This window comes from Haloferax prahovense, assembly GCF_000723845.1.
GTDB classification, from domain to species: Archaea; Halobacteriota; Halobacteria; order Halobacteriales; family Haloferacaceae; genus Haloferax; species Haloferax prahovense.
The window spans coordinates 2901137-2919086 of record NZ_LK053000.1; the positions used below are offsets into that span (position 1 = coordinate 2901137).

Genomic DNA, 17950 nt, shown 5'->3' on the forward strand with positions numbered 1-17950 from the left:
CGCGCCGCGCTACGCGTCCGCGACGCCCTCGTCGCGTTCGACGCAATCGCGGAGCAGGTCGTCGACGACGCTCTCTCGGAACGACTCCCAGTCGGTCGTCGACGTCCAGAGCCGACCCGCGTCCGTGGGTTCAAGCGCGTCGCGGCCGCGTTCGCGCTCGCGCGTCGTGACGAACCCGTTCGCGGTGAGTCCCTCGACGGCCACGTCGAGGCGCGGGGCGAGCGCGTTCGAGAGCCGCTTTTCGAATCGGTCGCCGGTCACGCTATCCCGAGCGACGCCCACGCAGAACGAATCGAAGGCCGACCACGTCTCCTCGTCGCGCGCGCCGGCGACGATACCGTGGTGTTCGGCGCGCTCGCGGAGTTCGGCGGCGACCGCGCGACGCGTCCGCTGGCGGGAGCGCGGCGGTCCGCCGGCGAGGACAGACAGAATTGTGGCTTCGAGGTCGCCCAGCGGCGAGAGCGCGTGGCCGTCGAGTTCGAGGGTTGACTCGCCCGTCGCGTGGCCCGCCTCGTCGAGTTCCGAGAGGCCCGTCGCGGCCTCGGCGGCCCGTTCGGTGAGGGCCGTCGTCCGCTCGGCGACCGGGCCGGCGGCGGCCGAGAGCTGCGCCCGGGCGTCCAGATAGGCGTCGAGGTGCGCCTCGAAGCGGTCGAGCGACGCGAACAGCTCGATGGTCGCCCGGTCTTCGAACTTCCCGAAGCGCGCCTCACAGCTCGTTCGGAAGCGGGCGACCAGTTCGCTGGGGTTCTCCTCGACCGCCGCGAGCAGGCGGCTCTCGTCGTCGAGCCACGCGTCGAGCGCATCGAGCACTGCGTTCGGGTCGCGCGTGTCCTCGGGGTCCGGACGGGGTGCCTCGGACTCGACGAGGTCCGCGAGCTGCTCGCGAGCGCGCCCGACGTAGGAACTCATCGCGCCGAGCGGCGAGTCACCGTTGGAGCGCGCCCCGCGAGCGCCCGCGGTTCGGCCGGCGCGGGAGTTCGGACGTGACCGTCGGGACTCGCCGCTGGCCTCGGCGAGCGCGTCCCGCAGGTCCGACAGGGCGATTCGGAGCTGTCGGGCGACGGCGGCGGCCGCGGGGCCGTCGGCGACGCGGCGGAACTCGTCGAACGCGTCGGACGCGGCCTCGACGTCGGAAACGAGAGTCCGGAGGTCGTCGATGGCGGCGAGGTCGGGACGGTCGGTCGCGGGGACGGTCAGAAGCGAGACGGTCCCGCGGTCGAGCTCGCCGCCGTCGACGAGGGCGGTTCGCGCGGCGTAGAAGGCGGCGGCGACCTGCGGGGGCGCGCCGGCGAGGTTCACCCGCACGTCGCCGTCCACGGCGGCCTCGCGGAGCAGGTCGGTCGTCGCGGCGTACAGCTCCGCGAAAGAGCCGGTGAAGGGGAGCCGTGCTTCGTCGAGCGTTCCCCGACCGGCGAGCCGTTCGCTGACGACTTTCGCGGCGTGTGCGCTCGCTCGCGGCGCGCCGGGCGCGCAGTCGTCCGGGTCGCGACCCTGCTCGGGGTCGGCCTCGTCGCGGACCAGACGAACCCGGTCGGCGTCGACGTCGCCTGCTTCGAGCGGGGTGACGACCCGCTGCACGTCGAGTCCGAGGACGGAGAGGTGGGTCGTCGGCATCTGTCTGACCCATTCGCTACCGGTACCCTCAATGTTGTGGTGGCTCCTGAGAGCCGCCTGTCAGAATCAGAAGCGCCGGCGCGGCGTCAGACCCACGAGCGGATGAGGTTGCGCCCGACGACGCCGAGCCCGAGCGTGTCGACGACGAACAGGATGACGCCGCCGATGATGGGGACGAGCGACAGGACCGCCGCGATGAGCGCGCCGACCGCGACCGAGACGCCGAGCGGGGGCGACCCGCCGGAGGCGGTGCCAGTCACGAGCGAGCCGAGGAGGACGGTCGCGAGCGCACCGCCGACGATGCCGAGGAGGATGAACGCGAGGAACCCCGGAATCGCCACGAGGAGGCCGATGATGGTGATTGCGAGGAGGACGAGGACGATGAGGCCGCCGATGCCGATGCCGAGGCCCCAGAGGAACGACCCGCCGGGGTCGTCCCGAATCTCGGCGATGGCGTCTCTGGTGTACGCCGGGGCCGCGGCGACGAGGATGCCGCCGACGACGAGGTCGATGAGGAAGCTCACGCCAGCACGGAACACCGGCGAAAGCTGCTGTGCGGACTCGAGGTTCTGCGCGGCGGCGGTTCCCGCGAGCGCGAGGACGCCGAGCAGGCTCAGGAGGGCGGTTCGTGACGTTCGTGGAGGGACCATACGTATCCGTGGAATGGCGACCCGTATAGGTATTCTGGACGGACTGTCAGGAGATCGGATACGTCCGAAGCGAGGTGGAAGAGTCGAAACAGGACGCTCGTCTCGGCGGCGTCGCGAGAGCCACGCGGGGGCGGGGCGCTCACCGGGAGTCTCGGGCTACCAGGTGCCGTGGAACGTGTCGAACTCCAGGGAGTCGAGCGGTTCGTCGCCGACGGCGATGCGGTACTCCTGCGGCGTCAGCATCGGCTTGTGGAACCGCGGGCCGTCGTCGGTTGTGATGCGCGGACAGCCGGTGTTGACGAACGCGTCCATGTCGAAGTTCCGGAGCCTGTCGGGCGTCACCTCGTCCATCGTGATGAGGTAGGCGTTCTCGTTGTCCTCCAGAATCTTCTCGGCGATTTCCATGCGACCCTGGCCGATTTTCGTACAGAAGATGACGCCCCACTTCTCGGCGTCCATCGCCTTGTGGACCGAGGCGTACCGCTGTTTCATGAACTTCCGCGTGTCGGCGATGGTGACGACGTTGTTCACGGGGTCGGCGATGACGACATTCTTGTCGGGGTGTTCCATCGCGAGGCCGAGCGGGTGGAACTTGCCGCCGCCGACGTAGAGCACGTCGTCCGCCGGGATGTCCGCGGAGGCGTAGTTGCAGCCGAGGACCTGTCCCTCGTAGGTGAGGCGGTCGTCGCCCTTGCGGGTCTGGACGGTGTAGCCGCGCTCTTCGAGCCAGTCGCACATGTCCTCGAAGCGGTTCATGTGCTGGGCGGTGGTGACGAGACCGACCTCGTCGCCCTCGATGTCGTCGAGCGCGTCCTCCATGATGGGGAAGGGGTCGACGTTGGAGAACAGCGGGACGTAGATGATTTTGTCCGACTCCTTCATCGGCGAGTGGCCGAAGTGGACGAACACGTCGGTCCGCCGCATGAGGTAGGTGTCGAGGTCGCACGCGCCGTAACACGGCTGGCCGGAGAGCATGAACGTCACGTCGTCGTCGCAGAGCTGTCGGAGGTCGTCGGCGACCGCCGGGCCGCGGCGCTTCAGTCCCTCGGGGAACTGGAGGCCGACGCGCTTGGCGTCGCGCTCCTCGATGGCTTCGACGATCTGTTCGAGCTCGTAGTCCCACTCCCGGTCGTGCTTGAGCGACATCCCGGTGTTTCGAAGGTCTCCCTCCGAGGTGGCGTCCTGACTCATTGCCCCATCGTTGCGGACGGAGCCGTTTAACCACCGCGCTTCCCCACGAATGAGCGTCACACACCCGCACGCACGCTGAATCGAACCGCGGCGTCGACGGCGGCGTCACCCGGTTACCCCGTTGTCACTCGGGGATTCAAGACTCGCCGCGGCCTACCGCCGTCCATGTCCGACATCCCCCTCGAACACGTCCACGTCGAACCGTCGGAACCGGGCGACGGCCCGGCTCCCGCCGTCGTCCTGCTCCACGGCCGCGGCTCGAACGAACAGGACCTCCTCTCTATCGCACAGGAGTTCCCCGACCACGTCCACGTCGTGAGTCTCCGCGCGCCCGACCGCCTGCAGGGCGGCTACACGTGGTACGAACTCGACCTCTCAGAGGGCGGCCTCCACCAGAGCCAGCCCCACGCCGAGCAGTTCGAGCGCTCGCGAAACCTCGTCCGCGAGGCTATCGCCGGGGCGGTCGAGGCGTACGACATCGACCCCGACCGAATCGGCCTCCTCGGGTTCAGCCAGGGCGCGATTACCAGCCTCTCGCTCCTCCTCGACGACCCCGACGACTACGCGTGGGTCGTCGCGCTCCACGGCTACCTCGCGGATTCCCACGCCGACCTCGAACCCGACGGCATCGCCGGCAAGCCGGTGTTCGTCGGCGGCGGATCGATGGATCAAATCATCCCGTCCTCGCGGGTCGAACGCGCGGCCGAGCGCCTCCGCGAGCTCGGCGTGGACGTGACCGCGAACCTCTACGGCGCGCCCCACGGCGTCAGCCCGGACGAACTGCAGGACGTGGTCGCGTTCGTCGAGTCCCACGTCTGAGCCCTCCGAAGGGCCGACCGCTTGCCACCTCTCCTTCCCCGTTCGGCAGGTTGAAACCGCTCGCACCCCAACGCGCGGCTATGAGCACGCAGACGACGCGGCTCGAAGAACTCGGGCGCGAACTCGGCGAGGCCATCGCCGACCATCCGAAGTACGAAGCCTACGAGGAGGCGAAGGCCGCCGTCGAAGCCGACGACGACGTGCAGGAACTCATCACGGAGTTCAACCAGCTCCGCGAGGAGTTCAACGTGGCCCGACAGATGGGCGAAGCGACCCAGGAGGGGCTCCGGAAGGTCCAAGCGGCCCAAGAAGAACTCCACTCCGAGCCCGTGATGGAGGAGTACCTCCTCGCGCAGGCCGAACTCGTCGGCGAGTTGGAGAAGATTAACGAGGCCATCTCGGAGCCGCTTGCGGTCGACTTCGGCGGCGAGGCCGGCGGCTGCTGTAACGACTGAGGCCAACTCGACGCGGCTCGTTTTCGCCGCAGGTTCAAGTACCAAGCCGGGGCCAGCCCCGGCTATGTTGGCAATCGCGGGCGGCAAGGGCGGCAGCGGCAAGACCACCACGACCCTCGGACTGGCGAGCGCGCTCGACGGCCCGGTGCTCGCCGTCGACGCCGACAGGGACATGCCGAACCTCCACGCGATGGCCGGCGTGGAGCGCCGAGTGGACGCCGTCTCGGGCAAATCGGTGTGCGAACCCTCGGTTCGGTCGCATCCGACCGACTCGACCGTTTCCGTGCTCCCGGCACCCACCGGAACCGACGACGAGGCCTTCGAGCGGTGGCTTCGGACCGCCGCGGACGACGAACGTCGCGCGGTCGTCGACTGCCCAGCGGGTGCTGGTCCCGACGCCGCCGTCCCGCTCCGCGTCGCCGACGCCGTGGTCATCGTGTCGCCGCTGTGCGCGCCGGCGCTCCGCGACGCCGCCAAGACGGCCGCGATGGCGCGGGCGCTCGGCACCCCCGTCGTCGGGTGTGTCATCTCGCGGTCACGAATGGCTCCAGAGGCGGTGTCCGACCTCGTGGGCGCGCCGGTGCTCGGGACCGTTCCGGAGGAGTCGTCGCCAGTTCTCACCCGTCCGACAGTTCGGGCCGCGTACCGTCGAATCGCCGACAGGATACCGGGGAAGAAGTAATATGAGCGACTTCCTTACACTGGGGTATGTCTCGACTGGCGACGGGAATCGACGTGCTCGACCGCCAACTCGGCGGGGGCATTCCCGCGGGGAGCATCGTTCTCCTCGCCGCCGACCCGGCCAGCCAGTCCGAACTGTTCTTACACGAACTGACGACCACGCGGGGGACGCTGTGGCTGACGACGATTCGTTCGGCCGAGGCCGTCACCGACGCGCTCGAACGGAACTCCGGTCCGACCGGAAACCCCACCGTGCGCGACGTGGGCGGCGACGCGCCGCTCGACACGGCGAGCAGTCTGGTCCGCGACCTCCCGGAGGGCGCGAACCTCGTCATCGACGTGGTGGACGTGCTCGAACGAAGCGAGGGCGCTCGCTACCGGAAGTTCCTCAACGACCTGCAGACGCACATGGTCAACACCCGCGGACTGACCGTCCTCCACGGGCTGAAAGGCGAGTCGGTCCCGGACAACCGCGACCTGACCGAACACATGGCCGACGTGGTGTTCGACCTGGACACGAAGATAGACGGCTCGGAAATCGTCAACCGGCTCGCAGTCCCCAAGTTCCGCGGCGGCCGCGCGCTCAACGAGACCATCAAGCTCCGGCTGGCGGAGCGCGTCACCGTCGACACCAGCCGCGACATCGCCTGAGCGAGCTCGAGTCGCCGCTCAGAGCGCGAAGAACCCGAACGTGCCGAGCGTGACGGCCGCGATGAGCGACATCCACGTCCGGGCGGACAGCGCCGCGCCACGGGAAAAGACGTAGGCGAAGTACGGTGCGAGCGGGGAGAGACGGTAGACGAACGGCACCTCGATTCCGGCGCCGTACTTGAGCGAGAGCGTCAATGCGACGGTACAGAGCCCGGCGACAAGTGCGACTTTCACGTCTGTGAGGTCGCGGAACTCGGCCGTCGCGTCGTCGTCTGACGAAGCCATAGCTACGAGGCGGTCGGAAGGCGAGTATCAAGAAGCCGCCGATTCGCCGAGACGGCGAGGGCGGCGGACTCGCTTACTCTTCGTCGGCGTCGAGTTCTGCGGCGAGTTCGTCGGCGTCGATGTCGACGTCCTCGATGGCCTCTTCGATGTCGGCGCCGCCCGCGCCGCCCATCATACCGCCGAGGCCGCCCATGCCGCCCATGCCGCCCTCGATGGTCTCCTGAACGATGACGCGGTCGATGTCCAGCCGCTGCATGATGTCCTGCGCAATCTGCTGCTTGGAGAACATCCACTGCTGGTTCATCGTCATCTGGGGCGTCGCCTCGATGTAGAGCGTGTCCTTCTCGACGGTGACGGTCTCCGTCTCGGGCTCGGCGTCCTCATCCTCGTCGTCGTCGGACTCGACGACCTGCTCCTCTTCGACCTCGTCCGTCTGAATCCAGACTTCGGGGGCCTGCTGGAGGTACATGCCGAGGAGGCCGGAGGCCTGCTCCTCGCGGTCGTCGACGAGTTCGAGCACTTCGTACTCGTATTCGAGGTCCTCGCCGGCGAGGGGGTGGTTGAAGTTGACGCGGGCGCGACCGCCGATGATGGTCTCCAGACGGCCCTGGTCGCCGTCGATGGTGACCTGTGCGCCGGGGTAGCGGTCGTCCTCGTCGATCTTGTTGGCGCTGACCGTGCGCACTTCGTCCTCGTCGTACTCGCCGAAGGCGTCGGCCGACGGAATCTCGACGGTGCCTTCATCGCCTGCCTCGGCACCGATGAGAGCGTCGTCAACCTCGGGGAAGACGTGACCGGCACCGACGATGACGACGCGGGGCTCGAACTCGTAGCCCTCGACGTCGATCTCGGCCTCTTCGGCCACTTCTTTGTCCGTCGTGTCGACGACGTCGCCGTCCTCGATCGTTCGCACCGTGTACGCGAGGCGGACGAAGTCGCCGTCCTGAATACCGGACTCGACCTCTTCATCGACCTGCTCGGCCTCCGCCTGCTGTTCGTCGCTCATACACGCTACGTGACTCGTGCGACCCTTAAGAATCACGTTTCGCCGCCGCGACGCGTTCGAGGCGGCCGACACCCGGGAACTCGACCCCGAGGGCCGCTGTGGGGTCGAATCGCTTATATCATTGTCAATAGTTATAGAAAACGAGGCGTGTTCACATGGCACAGACTGGCTTGTTCCTCGGGTTCGTCCTCGGCGTCGTACTGCTGGCGCTCACCGTGTTTCTGACCGGTCGCGGCTGGCGACACTACTCCGTCACGAACGTACCGGTGCCGACCGGCGGCCGGTCGTCGGGAGGCACGAGCGAGAGCACCGCCCGTCGCTGGGCGGACGACCCGACGGTCCTGTCGCTCGTGTTTCTCCTCGCGGCGCTCGGCTTCGGCGCGGTGGCGGTCCTCTTCGTCGGCGGAAGCGCCATCCCCGAGAGCGTGACGAGCGCCGCGGGGCCGGTCCTCGTCGCCGGGACGCTCACCGTCGTCGTCGCGTACCTCTTCTACGGGACGTACCACGCCGCGCGGGGGCGCGGACTGACGCGGTCGCAGGCGACGCTCCTCGGGTCGTGGGTGCTCGGCCTGCTGTTCGTCGTCGGCGTCGCGCTCAGGCTGGTGGGCCTCCTCTGAGATGGCGACCTCGTACGCGGGGCGGCTCGACCCCCGACACGTGCCCCGGTTGTGGTGGCTCGCGACGCTCTGCTGGGCCGAGGCGCTCGCCCTCGGGGCGTACTTCTACGCCGCGCCGGAACGCGTCGAGAGTCTCCGGTACCTGTTCTACCCGTTCGTCTGGATAACCGTCGGCGCGGCGGCCGTTCTCTGGACCGACCCACCGCGGGCGAGCGGCCGGGCGCGGCTCGTCGCCGGCGCGGTCGCCGTCGCCTACTTCTTCGTCCTCGCGTCGCTGGCCGGGTTGGTGTCCGTTGACTTCGCCGCGCTCCTCGGCGGGAGCCACGGACACGCCGCGACCGCGCACCACCCGACCGGCTGGCAGTTCTCGCTCGCCGCGCCGGGGTGGGGGCCGCGGGTCGGCTACGCCGGCGAGGTCGTCTCCGCGACGTTCGTCCCGTACCGCGTCGCCGGCTACCTCGCGCTCGCGTACCTCGTCTACGCCGCCGTCCTCGACGCGGCGAAGAGCGCGCTCTCCGGGGCGCTCGGGGTCGTCTCGTGCGTCGGCTGTACCTTCCCGCTCGTCGGCGGTCTCGTTGCGGGCGCGGCCGGCGGCACCGGCGTCGTGAGCGCGCTCCGGGCGCTCTCGGTCGACATCTCGACGCTGGTGTTCGTCGCCGCCGCGGCCCTGCTCGCGTTCGGACCGTCGCTTGCGGAGCGGGCGCGACGATGAGCGAGCGCGACGGCCCTGGGGTCGGTGTCGCGGGTCGACGCGGTGCCGTCTGGACAGTCGCGCTGGCGGTCGCGTCGCTCATCTTTTCGGCTCCCGCGCTCGCGCACGCCGGCTCGCTGGCCGGGTCGCTCCGCTCGGTTCCGGCCCCGTTCTGGCTCGTCGTCGTCTCCGGCGGCGGCGTCGTCTGCGTCTCGTTTCTGCTGTCGGCGTTCGTCACCGACGACGAGACGCTCAACGCCTTCGAGCGGGTCGGCGTCCGAATCGGAGGACTCGCCGGGGGCGTCCCAACCGCGGCGGTCGCATTCAAACTACTCGGCGTCGCCGCGCTCGTCCTCGTCGTCGCCTTCGGGCTGTTCGGGCCGCCCGTCGGCATCGCCAACCTCGGCGTCCTGCTCGTCTGGGTCGGCTGGTGGGCCGGATTCACGATGGTCACCTACCTCGTCGGGAACGCGTGGCCGCTGGTGAACCCGTGGCGGACGCTCGGCGCGGCGCTTCGAGGTCGATTCGGGGAGACGTGGGGGCTACCGCGGTCGTACCCCAACCGACTCGGGTCGTGGCCGAGCGTGGCCGGCCTGCTCGGACTCGTCTGGCTGGAGGTCGTCAGCCCGCTCGCGGCGGACCCGCAGGCGCTCGCGACCGTAGTCGTCGCGTACAGCCTGCTTACTGTCGGCGGCGCGGTCGTCTACGGCGACGCGTGGTTCCGCCGAGCCGACCCCGTCGCTCGGGTGTTCCGGCTGTACGGCCTGCTCGCTCCGGTCCAGCGGGGCGACGACGGCGGCCTCTCGGTTTCGGTTCCCGGCGCGGGGCTGGCGCGTACCCGCGAGCGACTGGGAGCCGACGACGTGGCGTTCGTCGTCGCGCTCCTCTGGGTGACGACGTTCGACGGCCTCGTGGTCACCGTCCCGTGGGCCCGCGTCCTCGACGCCGCGGGCCCGGCCCCCGCGTGGCTCGCAAACCTCGTCGGAATCGTCGCCGGCTTTCTGGTCTTCCTCGGCGGCTACCGGCTGGCGGCGCGGGCCGCCCGCCGAACCGCCGACACGTACGTGACCGTCGGCTTCGTCGCCGGTTGGTTCGCGCCCGCGTTGGTCCCCATCGCCGCCGGCTACCACCTCGCGCACTTCCTCGGCTACGTCGTCGGACTCGCGCCCGCGCTGGTCGCGGTCGCGGCCTCGCCGCTGTCGCCGCCTGCGAACCCCTCGGTGCTGGCCGTTCCGGCGTGGTTCGGCGGCCTCCAGTTGGCGTTCGTCGTCCTCGGTCACCTGCTTTCGGTGTGGGTGGCCCACGCCCGCGCGTTCGACCTCTTTCCGGGTCGCCTGCAACCGCTCCGGAGCGAGTACCCCTTCGTCGCCGTCACGGTCTGCTACACGATGGCGAGCCTGTGGGTCGTCGCCCAACCGACGGTCGGAGGTGTCGCGGGGTGAGTCGCAGAGTGAGTCGCGGCATGGGTCGCAGAGAATCGGTCGTCGTCCCCGAAACCGCCGTCCCCGACGACGAGACCGCGGCGGCGACGTGTCCCTACTGTGACCGCCCGTTCCGACGGAAACGACTTCGGGACCTGCACGTCGGCGACGCCCACGAAGGGCTGAGCGACGACGAAACCGCGGCGTACGAGGCCGCGGTCGAGGCGGAGGACGAAGACCTGTTCGTCTATCACCTGAAGGTCGCGGGCGCACTCGGCGTGGTCTTCACGGCGCTGTTCCTGCTCGCGGTCGTCGGTTTCAGCCTGTGACGGGGCGCGAGTGGGTCAGGCGTGGTCGCCGCTGCCGTGTTCTCCCTCGTTGGGGTCGGGAAGGCGCATCACGACGCCGGTGAGCACGCCGACGCCCGCCAGCGCGACGACGCCGCCGACCACGACGAACGATTCGCTCGCGCCGACGGCCTCGGAGACGAGGAGGACCGTGAGACCGAGAACGACGGCCCCGAAGGCGGCCACGAGTGCGACAGTAGTCCGATTCATGTGTACTGTTACCACACCGAAGTCAAAGAAGGTACGTGCGAGTTCGGCGGAGGTAAAGAGACGCTGTTGGAGTCCTCAGTTACTGATAGTTTTCTGCGGCCGTGCTGAATACAGAGCGCGAATCGGTCAGAGCCATCGACACCGTTCGCTCGGCACAGATATGAAAATCCCTGCTGCAGGTGGGAGAATGCAGTCCGTATTTATCCTTCGCGGGAAACTACACGCCCGATGCCCTCCATCATCGACCAAACTGTGTTCAGTGAGCCGTCTGGAAGGACACAGGCGTTCGTATTGTTTGCTAGCTCGCTCGTTATGTTAAGTATCTATATCTACTATAATATTCTACGCGGTGTTCCCGACATCAGTTCGCTTGTTATGGCGGTTGGATTCGCTCTGTCTGGACTTGCTGAGTCCCTCCCAACGGAGCGCCGACACATGGCAGGCGGATTGCGTGTCGTCGCGATTCTCGTGTTGATTGGGTTACTCAGTCTCACTATCTTCGCTCCCGAAGTAATTCTCGGGCCACAGTAGGGCTCCGTGTTCACTTTGAACACGTACTGACACGCTGGTTTGTTTTCCTCAGTGTGAAAGAAATGAAGCTGATGTGCTGAACTCACCCTCTGTCTGTGTCACACGGGTTCTATCAGTTTCTAACGAGTTCGACAGAGCCACAGAAAGAGACGAATAGCGCCCAGTCAGGCCGCGTTCTCGCCGGTCGTTGCGGCGGCGACGACGAGCGCGAAGACGGCCACCGCGAGCGCGAGACCGGGACCGACGACGAGCGGGTCGGTGAGTCTGCCGGGGGTGACGCGGGTCATCATGACGGTCACGCCGACGCCGACGGGGACCGAAAACAGAAGCGCGTAGCCGACCGCGACGAGGGTTTCGCGGGAGCGCCAGCGGGGGTGGGAGTCGGCTCGCACGGTCACAGGAGCGAGTACGACGCCGCGAGCGTGAGCGCCAGCGCGGCCACGAGGCCGATGCCGACCAGATACGTCAGCGAGCGCGGCTCGAACCGGAGGTGCTGGAAGTACGCCGCGACCAGCACCGCCTTCGCGGCCGACAGGACCATGATGACGCCGAAGGCCAGCCAGTAACTCAGCCCGGCGAACTCGACCAGCACCTGGACGGTCGCCGAGACGAACAACACCACGTAAATCACCGTGTAGAGTTTCGTTGATACCATTGCTGTCACCTCACAGGATGTAGAACAGCGGGAACAGGAACAGCCAGACGATGTCGACGAAGTGCCAGTAGAGGCCGAAGTACTCCACCGAGCGGCTGTCTTCGAGGTACGCGCCCCGCCAGGCGCGCGCGGTCAGGTACAGTGCGACGACGAGCCCCGCGATGACGTGAGCGGCGTGGAGGCCCGTCGTGAGGAAGAACGTCGAGGCGCGGACGTTCGTCGAGAGCCACAGCCCCTCGTGGAACAGGTGCTGCCACTCCAGCCCCTTGTTGACGAGGAAGCCGATGCCGAGGACGAACGTGGCCCCGAGGCTCGTCACGAGGCCCCACTTGTGTTTCTTCTCGGCCGCGACGAGCGCGAGTACGACCGTGAAACTGCTCGTGAGCAGGATGTAGGTGTTCACGAGCCCCGGAATCGGGTCGGACGGAATCGGCTCCCAGCCGGTCCAGCCGAAGGCGACCCGGGTGAACACGTAGGCCCCGAGGAAGCCCCCGAACAGCACCACGTCGGATGCGAGGAATATCCACATCCCGACCTTGCCGTTGTCGATGCCGGCGAAGGGCCACGCCTCGCCCTCCTCGAAGACCGGCCCGCGGAACGGTTCGAGCCCCATGGCGACGAGCGACCCGAGGGTGACGACGCCGCCCGCGACCGTCGTGGTCGCGTAGGCGGCCCCGACCATCCCCTCGGGGAACGCGGCGTCTTGGAGCGGCGAGAGGCCGAGGAGGACGAGGAACGCGCCGGCCGAGAGGACGAACGGCCAGATGCTCGCGTGACTCGGACCCTCGACTTCGGTCGCATCGGCAGTCGGCAGTTCCGCGTCCGCCGTGACCGCTCTCGTCGCCGACGCGGTGACGCCGCCGTCGGAGACGGCCGCACCGGTCGGCCCGCCGGAACGCTCCTCGCTCGGCGCGACCTCGCCGTCGTCGATGAATTCGAGGTGACCGTCGCGGTAGGTCGGCGTCCCGTCGAAGTTCTCAAGCGGCGGCGGCGACGGGACGGCCCACTCGGCTGTGGTCGCGTACTCCCACGGGTTGTCGGGCGCGGGGTCGCCGACGAAGGCGCTCTTGAACAGGTTGTAGAACATGATGAGGAACGACAGCCCGAGGACGAACCCGCCCACGGTGGCGAGCTGGTGCCACGGCGCGAGTTCGGGTGCGTAGTCGAACACGCGTCGGGGCGTCTCCCACGCGACGAAAAGCGGGAAGTACAGCAGGTTGAAGCCGACGAAGTAGACGGCGAAGTGGAGTTTGCCGAGGAACTCGTCGTACATCCGGCCGGTCATCTTCGGGAACCAGTAGTAGAGGCCGCCGACGAGGGCCGTCACCCCGCCGACCATCACGTAGTGGAAGTGGGCGACGACCCAGTAGGTGCCGCGGAACTCGTAGTCGAGGACGACCGCGCCGAGGAAGACGCCGGTGATGCCGCCGATGATGAACAACAGGAGCGCCCCGAAGACGAACAGGAACGGCGTCGTGAAGCGTATCTTCCCCTTCAGCATCGTGTAGATGAGCGCGAACACCATCAGGTCGAACGGCAGGGAGATGCCGATGGTGGTGATCATGAACAAGGTCTTGACTTGGAGGTTGATGCTCGTCAGGAACATGTGGTGCATCCAGACGGCGAAGCTCTGGATGGCGACGAGCACCATCGCGAGGATGAACCACTTGCGGCCGACGATGCGGCGGCCGGTGAACGTCTGGAACACCTCCGCCATGACGCCGAGCGCCGGGAAGAAGACGATGTACACCTCGGGGTGGCCGAAGAACCAAAACAGGTGCGTCCACAGGAGCGCCCCCGCCGGCGACTCCATGGCGAAGTAGGTCGTCCCGAGCAGGCGGTCCGACGAGAGCACCAAGAGCGCCGCCAGAAGCGCCGCGAAGGCGAACAGCATCATCCACGCCGTCAGGAGAATCGTCCAGCTAAACAGCGGGACGTTCCGGAGCGTCAGCCCCTCGGCGCGCATTCGGTGCATCGTCGTCAGGAAGTTGACCGACGAGACGGTGACCGAGGCGACGAACAGCACGAGCGCCAAGACGGCCGTCGACGCCCCCACGTCCGGCGTGAACGTCGGGACGTTCAGCGGGGCGTACATCGTCCACCCGCCGGAGAACGTCCCTCCTTGGAAGAACGAGACGCCGAACAGGATGCCCGAAAACAGATAGAGCCAGTACGACAGCGCGTTGAGCCGCGGGAACGCGAGGTCCTTCGCGCCGAGTTGGAGCGGGACGACGTAGTTGGCGAAGCCGAACGCGAACGGCGAGAGGAACCAGAACACCATCAACAGCCCGTGGGCCGAGACGGCCTGGTTGTACGCGACAGGCGCGAGAATCCCCTCGCCGAGCGCCCGCGGGGCGAGCAGTTGGATGCGCATCAGCCACGCGAGGACGCCGCCGAGCACGAGGAAGAAAAGCGACGTGACGATGTAGAGGATGCCGACGTCCTTGTGGTTCGTCGTGACGAACCAGCGCTTGATGCTCCCCGTGCCGGGGAAGTCGTGACCGTGGTCGTCGCCGCCGCGGGCGACCTCGTGGCCCCCGTCGGCCGCGGCGTCCCCTCCGGGAGACGCGTCGCTCATGGGACCACCGCCGGCCGGAGACTCGATTTCGCGGCGACCGATTCGTCAGTGCTCGACTCGCTCGCGGTCGCGTTATCCGCGGTCGTGTTCGCGTACCACGCCTCGTACTCGTCGGGTGGCATCACGACGACCTCGGCGGACATGTAGGAGTGGCCCGCCCCGCAGAGTTCGTAACACTGGGCGGTGTAGGTTCCGGGCTCGTCGGCGGTGAACCACGTCTCGGTCTCCTGACCGGGGATGGCGTCGGACTTGACGCGTAACTCCGTGATGCCGAAGTTGTGGAACACGTCCGCGGTGGTAATCGTCAGTTGGACAGGCCGGTCAGCGGGGACCCGGAGCACGCCGTCGGTGGTGTGGCCGTTCGGATAGGTAAAGCGCCAGCCGAACTGGTAGCCCTCGACCTCGACGTCGAGCGACTCGGCGTCGGAGGGGCCCTCCTCGACGTACAGGAGCGTCAGGTACGTCCACGAGACCAGCGAGACGACGATTATCATGCTCATGAAAAACGAAGTGAACAGCTTTCGCCCGCCGCCGCTCCCCGACGGGAGTTCCCCGAGGACGAGGCGGTCCTCGTCGTCGATGTGACCGTTTCCGGAGCCGGAGCGATACTTGTACGCGTTGTAGAGCATGTACCCCACGACGACGACCCCGACGAGCGTCCCCAAGAGCAGGAACACCTCGAAGATGCTTTCGAAGACGAACGTGCGCGTCCCTCGCGGGACTAACCCCGACTGGAGCGGGAACGCGGCCGCCGGTACGAGTTCCGTGACCATTGATAACACCACCCAAATAGTATAATTAACGTTCGTGATGATTATTGTTTCGGAGAAGTCAGTGGTGACCGGCCTCGAGCGGACGTTTCCGGTCGCTCACGGGGAAAGGCAGTAAGAACAAAACAGGTGGAGTTCGGTGCGCGGTCGACAGCGGGCGACGACAGCCCACGATGACCCGACCGCCGGTGACGCCCGTTCAGACCTCGTGTTGCGGGATTCCCGCGAACAGGTCGAGGAGGTAGCCGAGCGAGAGGCCGTACACCCAGTGGGCCAGAAGCGAGAACACGAGGAACGAGAGGATGACGAACGCGTCGGCCTGCGGCCAAAACGCCGGGACGAACCCGACCCAGTAGAGCGTCGCGAACGACACGCCGCGGAGGTACTCCGGCGACTCCGGCGGGAGGAACGCCCCGACGACGACGAACGTCACCGGGAGGACGATGACCCCGCCGATGCCGAAGAGGAAGGCCCCGAGAGCGAGCGTCGGTTCGTAGCCGAAGAACGCCGCCATCCCGGCGAATCGCGTAATCGGCTCGGTCGTGAAGAGACCGAGCAGTTCGGGGATGGCGACGAGGACGGGCAGCATCAACACCGTCCCGACGAACCCGCTCGCCATCGCAGTGAGGATGACGCGACCCGTGATTTCGTAGTCGGCGGCCTCGCCGACGCGCTGTTCTACTGCGGTGGCCGGGTTCGGCGTCTCTTGGCTCATACTCCCGTCGTACTACGCGGTCTTGCATGATAAAAGGTAACAAATACCTCGATACTGAGGGGTCGCCGCCGCGAGTCACCGAGGTTTTTGCCCCCCGGACGCGCCGGTCGAAGCATGTACGAAGTCGAGGTCAAGGTCCGCGCGGACCACGACGCGGTTCGCGAGCGACTCGACGCGACCGAAGCCGAGCAGGTCAACCGCGTCGCCCAGACGGACACCTACTACGACGCCCCGCACAGGGACTTCGCCGAGACCGACGAGGCGCTTCGACTCCGGCGCGAGTCGCGCTACGAGGGCGGCGACCTCGCCGACGAGGAGACCGTCGTCACCTACAAGGGACCGCTCGTCGACGAGTCGTCGAAGACCCGCCGGGAGTACGAGACGGGCGTCGAGGACGGCGAGACGATGGACGCCATCTGCGAGGCCGTCGGCTTCGACCCCGCCGCGACCGTCGAGAAGGACCGCGAGCGGTTCGCCCTCGACGGCTACACCGTCTCGCTCGATTCGGTGGCGGGACTCGGCGAGTTCGTGGAAGTCGAAGTCGAGGTCGAATCCGGCCTCGACGACGCCCGCGAGGGGGCGTTCGCCGTCCTCCGCGACCTCGGTCTCGACCCCGACGACCAGATTCGGACCTCCTACCTCGGGATGCTGCTGGGCGCGCCCGAGGAGTAGTCGGGTCGTCGGCTCCCGCAGGCGTCCGTTCTCTCGGCAGATACTGCCCGAGCATACTCTCAGGTAATACGAGTGTGGCCAAAGGTTTCCGCAAGTTATAGAACCGCCCGCCGGGTACGTCCCGCCAATGAGCGACCGAAATATCCGCCTCGAATCCGCCGACAAGCGCGCGGTCGAGGACCAGGAGGTCGAAATCGTCGAGCGAAAGGGCATCGGGCACCCTGACTCCATCTCCGACGGTATCGCCGAGAGCGTCTCCCGCGCCCTCTCGAACCTCTATCTCGACCGCGTCGGTAAGGTGCTTCACTACAACACCGACGAGACCCAGCTCGTCGCCGGCACGGCCGCGCCCGCCTTCGGCGGCGGCGAGGTCATCGAACCCATCTATCTCCTCATCGTCGGCCGCGCCACGAAGGAGTACGACGGCGAGAAGATTCCCGTCGATTCGACGGCGCTCCGGGCCGCCCGCGAGTACCTCAACGAGAACATCCCCGGGCTCGACGTGGGCACGGACATCATCGTCGACGTGAAGCTCGGCGAGGGCTCCGGCGACCTCCAGGACGTGTTCGGCGAGGAGACCCAACAGGTCCCCATGGCGAACGACACGAGCTTCGGCGTCGGCCACGCCCCCCTGACCGAGACGGAACAGATCGTCCTCGAAGCCGAGCGCGCCCTCAACGGCGCGGCCTACGGCGACGACCACCCCGAACTCGGACAGGACATCAAGCTCATGGGCAAGCGCGAGGGCGACGTCATCGACGTGACCGTCGCCGCCGCCATGGTCGACAAACACATCGAGGACATCGACGACTACGTCGCCGCCGTCGACGGCGTCCGCGAGTTCGTCTCCGACCTCGCCACCGACTACACCGACCGCGAGGTCAACGTCGAGGTCAACACCGCCGACGACTACGAGGAAGGCTCTATCTACCTCACCACGACCGGCACGTCCGCCGAACAGGGCGACGACGGCTCCGTCGGCCGCGGCAACCGCGCCAACGGCCTCATCACGCCGAACCGCCCGATGAGCATGGAAGCGACCTCCGGCAAGAACCCCGTCAACCACATCGGGAAGATTTACAACCTGCTTTCGACCCACATCGCCGAGACGGTCGTCGCCGAGGTCGACGGCATCCGCGACCTGCAGGTCCGCCTGCTCTCGCAGATCGGCCGCCCCATCGACGAGCCGCACGTCGCCGACGCGAAAGTCATCACGGACGAGGGCGTCACCGTCGCCGACATCGAAGACGAGGTCGTCGCCATCGTCGACCGCGAACTCGCGAACGTGACCGACATCACCCGTCGGACCATCGAAGGCGAACTCAGCACGTTCTAATCGGCGCGACTCGCAAGGGCGCGAAAACAGAACACCGCTTCGCCCACGAGGGCGG

At 67.6% G+C, this 17950-nt stretch carries 21 protein-coding genes; 10 read left to right on the forward strand and 11 right to left on the reverse strand.

Translation table 11 applies throughout. The features are described 5' to 3' along the window. Positions 1 to 9 precede the first annotated feature (9 nt). The 3 genes from BN984_RS14620 to dph2 all read right to left on the reverse strand — a co-directional run bounded on the left by BN984_RS14620 (position 10) and on the right by dph2 (position 3455). Positions 10 to 1614 (reverse strand): hypothetical protein, encoded by a 1605-nt coding sequence (locus BN984_RS14620; RefSeq protein ID WP_049968518.1) that lies wholly within the window; start codon positions 1612 to 1614, stop codon positions 10 to 12. A gap of 86 nt (positions 1615 to 1700) precedes the next feature. Next, a complete protein-coding gene (locus BN984_RS14625) occupies positions 1701 to 2264 on the reverse strand; it encodes a hypothetical protein (RefSeq protein WP_008093588.1) in 564 nt (187 codons plus the stop codon). A gap of 156 nt (positions 2265 to 2420) precedes the next feature. Beyond that, positions 2421 to 3455 carry a diphthamide biosynthesis enzyme Dph2 gene (dph2, locus tag BN984_RS14630; protein ID WP_004976731.1) on the reverse strand — a complete coding sequence of 345 codons (1035 nt, stop codon included), beginning with the start codon at positions 3453 to 3455 and terminating at the stop codon, positions 2421 to 2423. Between the two features lie 165 nt (positions 3456 to 3620). Here dph2 and BN984_RS14635 point away from each other — a divergent pair, with 165 nt between their 5' ends. The 4 genes from BN984_RS14635 (at position 3621) to BN984_RS14650 (ending at position 6061) form a co-directional block, all read left to right on the forward strand. Then, the gene (locus BN984_RS14635) at positions 3621 to 4274 is read left to right on the forward strand and encodes an alpha/beta hydrolase (protein WP_008093591.1); all 654 of its coding nucleotides are present in this window, start codon (positions 3621 to 3623) and stop codon (positions 4272 to 4274) included. 80 nt (positions 4275 to 4354) lie between these two features. Then, positions 4355 to 4729: a YlbF family regulator gene (locus BN984_RS14640; RefSeq protein ID WP_004976728.1), complete on the forward strand. Its 375-nt coding sequence runs from the start codon at positions 4355 to 4357 to the stop codon at positions 4727 to 4729. A gap of 64 nt (positions 4730 to 4793) precedes the next feature. Then, a complete protein-coding gene (locus tag BN984_RS14645) occupies positions 4794 to 5411 on the forward strand; it encodes a MinD/ParA family ATP-binding protein (protein WP_008093595.1) in 618 nt (205 codons plus the stop codon). A gap of 26 nt (positions 5412 to 5437) precedes the next feature. After that, a complete protein-coding gene (locus BN984_RS14650) occupies positions 5438 to 6061 on the forward strand; it encodes an RAD55 family ATPase (RefSeq protein ID WP_008093597.1) in 624 nt (207 codons plus the stop codon). A gap of 18 nt (positions 6062 to 6079) precedes the next feature. On the opposite strand, the gene BN984_RS14655 is transcribed toward BN984_RS14650, so the two are convergent. Beyond that, positions 6080 to 6346 (reverse strand): hypothetical protein, encoded by a 267-nt coding sequence (locus BN984_RS14655; RefSeq protein ID WP_008093598.1) that lies wholly within the window; start codon positions 6344 to 6346, stop codon positions 6080 to 6082. Positions 6347 to 6419: 73 nt separating this feature from the next. Beyond that, positions 6420 to 7352: an FKBP-type peptidyl-prolyl cis-trans isomerase gene (locus BN984_RS14660; RefSeq protein WP_008093599.1), complete on the reverse strand. Its 933-nt coding sequence runs from the start codon at positions 7350 to 7352 to the stop codon at positions 6420 to 6422. Between the two features lie 155 nt (positions 7353 to 7507). Between BN984_RS14660 and BN984_RS14665 the strand changes: the two genes are divergently transcribed. The 4 genes from BN984_RS14665 to BN984_RS14680 are packed head-to-tail and all read left to right on the forward strand — an operon-like array spanning position 7508 to position 10410. Then, a complete protein-coding gene (locus BN984_RS14665; RefSeq protein WP_008093600.1) occupies positions 7508 to 7969 on the forward strand; it encodes a hypothetical protein in 462 nt (153 codons plus the stop codon). Position 7970: 1 nt separating this feature from the next. Next, a complete protein-coding gene (locus tag BN984_RS14670; protein WP_049968520.1) occupies positions 7971 to 8681 on the forward strand; it encodes a DUF7546 family protein in 711 nt (236 codons plus the stop codon). Further along, on the forward strand, positions 8678 to 10102 hold the full coding sequence (locus tag BN984_RS14675) for a hypothetical protein (protein ID WP_049968521.1): 1425 nt from the start codon (positions 8678 to 8680) through the stop codon (positions 10100 to 10102). The genes BN984_RS14670 and BN984_RS14675 overlap by 4 nt, the downstream gene beginning before the upstream one ends. A gap of 20 nt (positions 10103 to 10122) precedes the next feature. Further along, on the forward strand, positions 10123 to 10410 hold the full coding sequence (locus BN984_RS14680; RefSeq protein WP_049968522.1) for a DUF7410 domain-containing protein: 288 nt from the start codon (positions 10123 to 10125) through the stop codon (positions 10408 to 10410). Between the two features lie 15 nt (positions 10411 to 10425). Here BN984_RS14680 and BN984_RS14685 read toward each other — a convergent pair whose 3' ends face one another. The 6 genes from BN984_RS14685 to BN984_RS14715 all read right to left on the reverse strand — a co-directional run bounded on the left by BN984_RS14685 (position 10426) and on the right by BN984_RS14715 (position 15887). Beyond that, the gene (locus tag BN984_RS14685; RefSeq protein WP_049968523.1) at positions 10426 to 10638 is read right to left on the reverse strand and encodes a hypothetical protein; all 213 of its coding nucleotides are present in this window, start codon (positions 10636 to 10638) and stop codon (positions 10426 to 10428) included. Positions 10639 to 11333: 695 nt separating this feature from the next. Further along, a complete protein-coding gene (locus BN984_RS14695; RefSeq protein WP_049968524.1) occupies positions 11334 to 11567 on the reverse strand; it encodes a hypothetical protein in 234 nt (77 codons plus the stop codon). Next, a complete protein-coding gene (locus BN984_RS14700; protein ID WP_049968525.1) occupies positions 11564 to 11824 on the reverse strand; it encodes a cytochrome C oxidase subunit IV family protein in 261 nt (86 codons plus the stop codon). The genes BN984_RS14695 and BN984_RS14700 overlap by 4 nt, the downstream gene beginning before the upstream one ends. A gap of 10 nt (positions 11825 to 11834) precedes the next feature. Beyond that, entirely contained in the window at positions 11835 to 14402 is a 2568-nt protein-coding gene (locus tag BN984_RS14705; protein WP_049968526.1) for a cbb3-type cytochrome c oxidase subunit I, read from the reverse strand. Continuing rightward, a complete protein-coding gene (gene coxB, locus BN984_RS14710; protein ID WP_008093616.1) occupies positions 14399 to 15175 on the reverse strand; it encodes a cytochrome c oxidase subunit II in 777 nt (258 codons plus the stop codon). The genes BN984_RS14705 and coxB overlap by 4 nt, the downstream gene beginning before the upstream one ends. A 196-nt stretch (positions 15176 to 15371) precedes the next feature. After that, positions 15372 to 15887 carry a DUF6789 family protein gene (locus BN984_RS14715; protein WP_008093617.1) on the reverse strand — a complete coding sequence of 172 codons (516 nt, stop codon included), beginning with the start codon at positions 15885 to 15887 and terminating at the stop codon, positions 15372 to 15374. 114 nt (positions 15888 to 16001) lie between these two features. Between BN984_RS14715 and cyaB the strand changes: the two genes are divergently transcribed. Both cyaB and BN984_RS14725 read left to right on the forward strand, forming a co-directional pair. Further along, positions 16002 to 16559, forward strand: a complete 558-nt coding sequence (gene cyaB, locus BN984_RS14720; protein WP_008093618.1) for a class IV adenylate cyclase — start codon at positions 16002 to 16004, stop codon at positions 16557 to 16559. A gap of 127 nt (positions 16560 to 16686) precedes the next feature. Next, entirely contained in the window at positions 16687 to 17895 is a 1209-nt protein-coding gene (locus BN984_RS14725; protein WP_008093619.1) for a methionine adenosyltransferase, read from the forward strand. Positions 17896 to 17950 lie beyond the last annotated feature (55 nt).

Coding starts and splice junctions, on each gene's coding strand:
- BN984_RS14645 (WP_008093595.1), top strand. CDS start 4,794: ATGTTGGCAATCGCGGGCGGCAAGGGCGGCAGCGGCAAGACCACCACG.
- BN984_RS14665 (WP_008093600.1), top strand. CDS start 7,508: ATGGCACAGACTGGCTTGTTCCTCGGGTTCGTCCTCGGCGTCGTACTG.
- BN984_RS14625 (WP_008093588.1), bottom strand. CDS start 2,264: ATGGTCCCTCCACGAACGTCACGAACCGCCCTCCTGAGCCTGCTCGGC.
- BN984_RS14635 (WP_008093591.1), top strand. CDS start 3,621: ATGTCCGACATCCCCCTCGAACACGTCCACGTCGAACCGTCGGAACCG.
- cyaB (WP_008093618.1), top strand. CDS start 16,002: ATGTACGAAGTCGAGGTCAAGGTCCGCGCGGACCACGACGCGGTTCGC.
- coxB (WP_008093616.1), bottom strand. CDS start 15,175: ATGGTCACGGAACTCGTACCGGCGGCCGCGTTCCCGCTCCAGTCGGGG.
- BN984_RS14705 (WP_049968526.1), bottom strand. CDS start 14,402: ATGAGCGACGCGTCTCCCGGAGGGGACGCCGCGGCCGACGGGGGCCAC.
- BN984_RS14685 (WP_049968523.1), bottom strand. CDS start 10,638: ATGAATCGGACTACTGTCGCACTCGTGGCCGCCTTCGGGGCCGTCGTT.
- BN984_RS14670 (WP_049968520.1), top strand. CDS start 7,971: ATGGCGACCTCGTACGCGGGGCGGCTCGACCCCCGACACGTGCCCCGG.
- BN984_RS14655 (WP_008093598.1), bottom strand. CDS start 6,346: ATGGCTTCGTCAGACGACGACGCGACGGCCGAGTTCCGCGACCTCACA.
- BN984_RS14660 (WP_008093599.1), bottom strand. CDS start 7,352: ATGAGCGACGAACAGCAGGCGGAGGCCGAGCAGGTCGATGAAGAGGTC.
- BN984_RS14680 (WP_049968522.1), top strand. CDS start 10,123: ATGGGTCGCAGAGAATCGGTCGTCGTCCCCGAAACCGCCGTCCCCGAC.
- BN984_RS14715 (WP_008093617.1), bottom strand. CDS start 15,887: ATGAGCCAAGAGACGCCGAACCCGGCCACCGCAGTAGAACAGCGCGTC.
- BN984_RS14640 (WP_004976728.1), top strand. CDS start 4,355: ATGAGCACGCAGACGACGCGGCTCGAAGAACTCGGGCGCGAACTCGGC.
- BN984_RS14725 (WP_008093619.1), top strand. CDS start 16,687: ATGAGCGACCGAAATATCCGCCTCGAATCCGCCGACAAGCGCGCGGTC.
- BN984_RS14620 (WP_049968518.1), bottom strand. CDS start 1,614: ATGCCGACGACCCACCTCTCCGTCCTCGGACTCGACGTGCAGCGGGTC.
- BN984_RS14700 (WP_049968525.1), bottom strand. CDS start 11,824: ATGGTATCAACGAAACTCTACACGGTGATTTACGTGGTGTTGTTCGTC.
- BN984_RS14650 (WP_008093597.1), top strand. CDS start 5,438: ATGTCTCGACTGGCGACGGGAATCGACGTGCTCGACCGCCAACTCGGC.
- dph2 (WP_004976731.1), bottom strand. CDS start 3,455: ATGAGTCAGGACGCCACCTCGGAGGGAGACCTTCGAAACACCGGGATG.
- BN984_RS14675 (WP_049968521.1), top strand. CDS start 8,678: ATGAGCGAGCGCGACGGCCCTGGGGTCGGTGTCGCGGGTCGACGCGGT.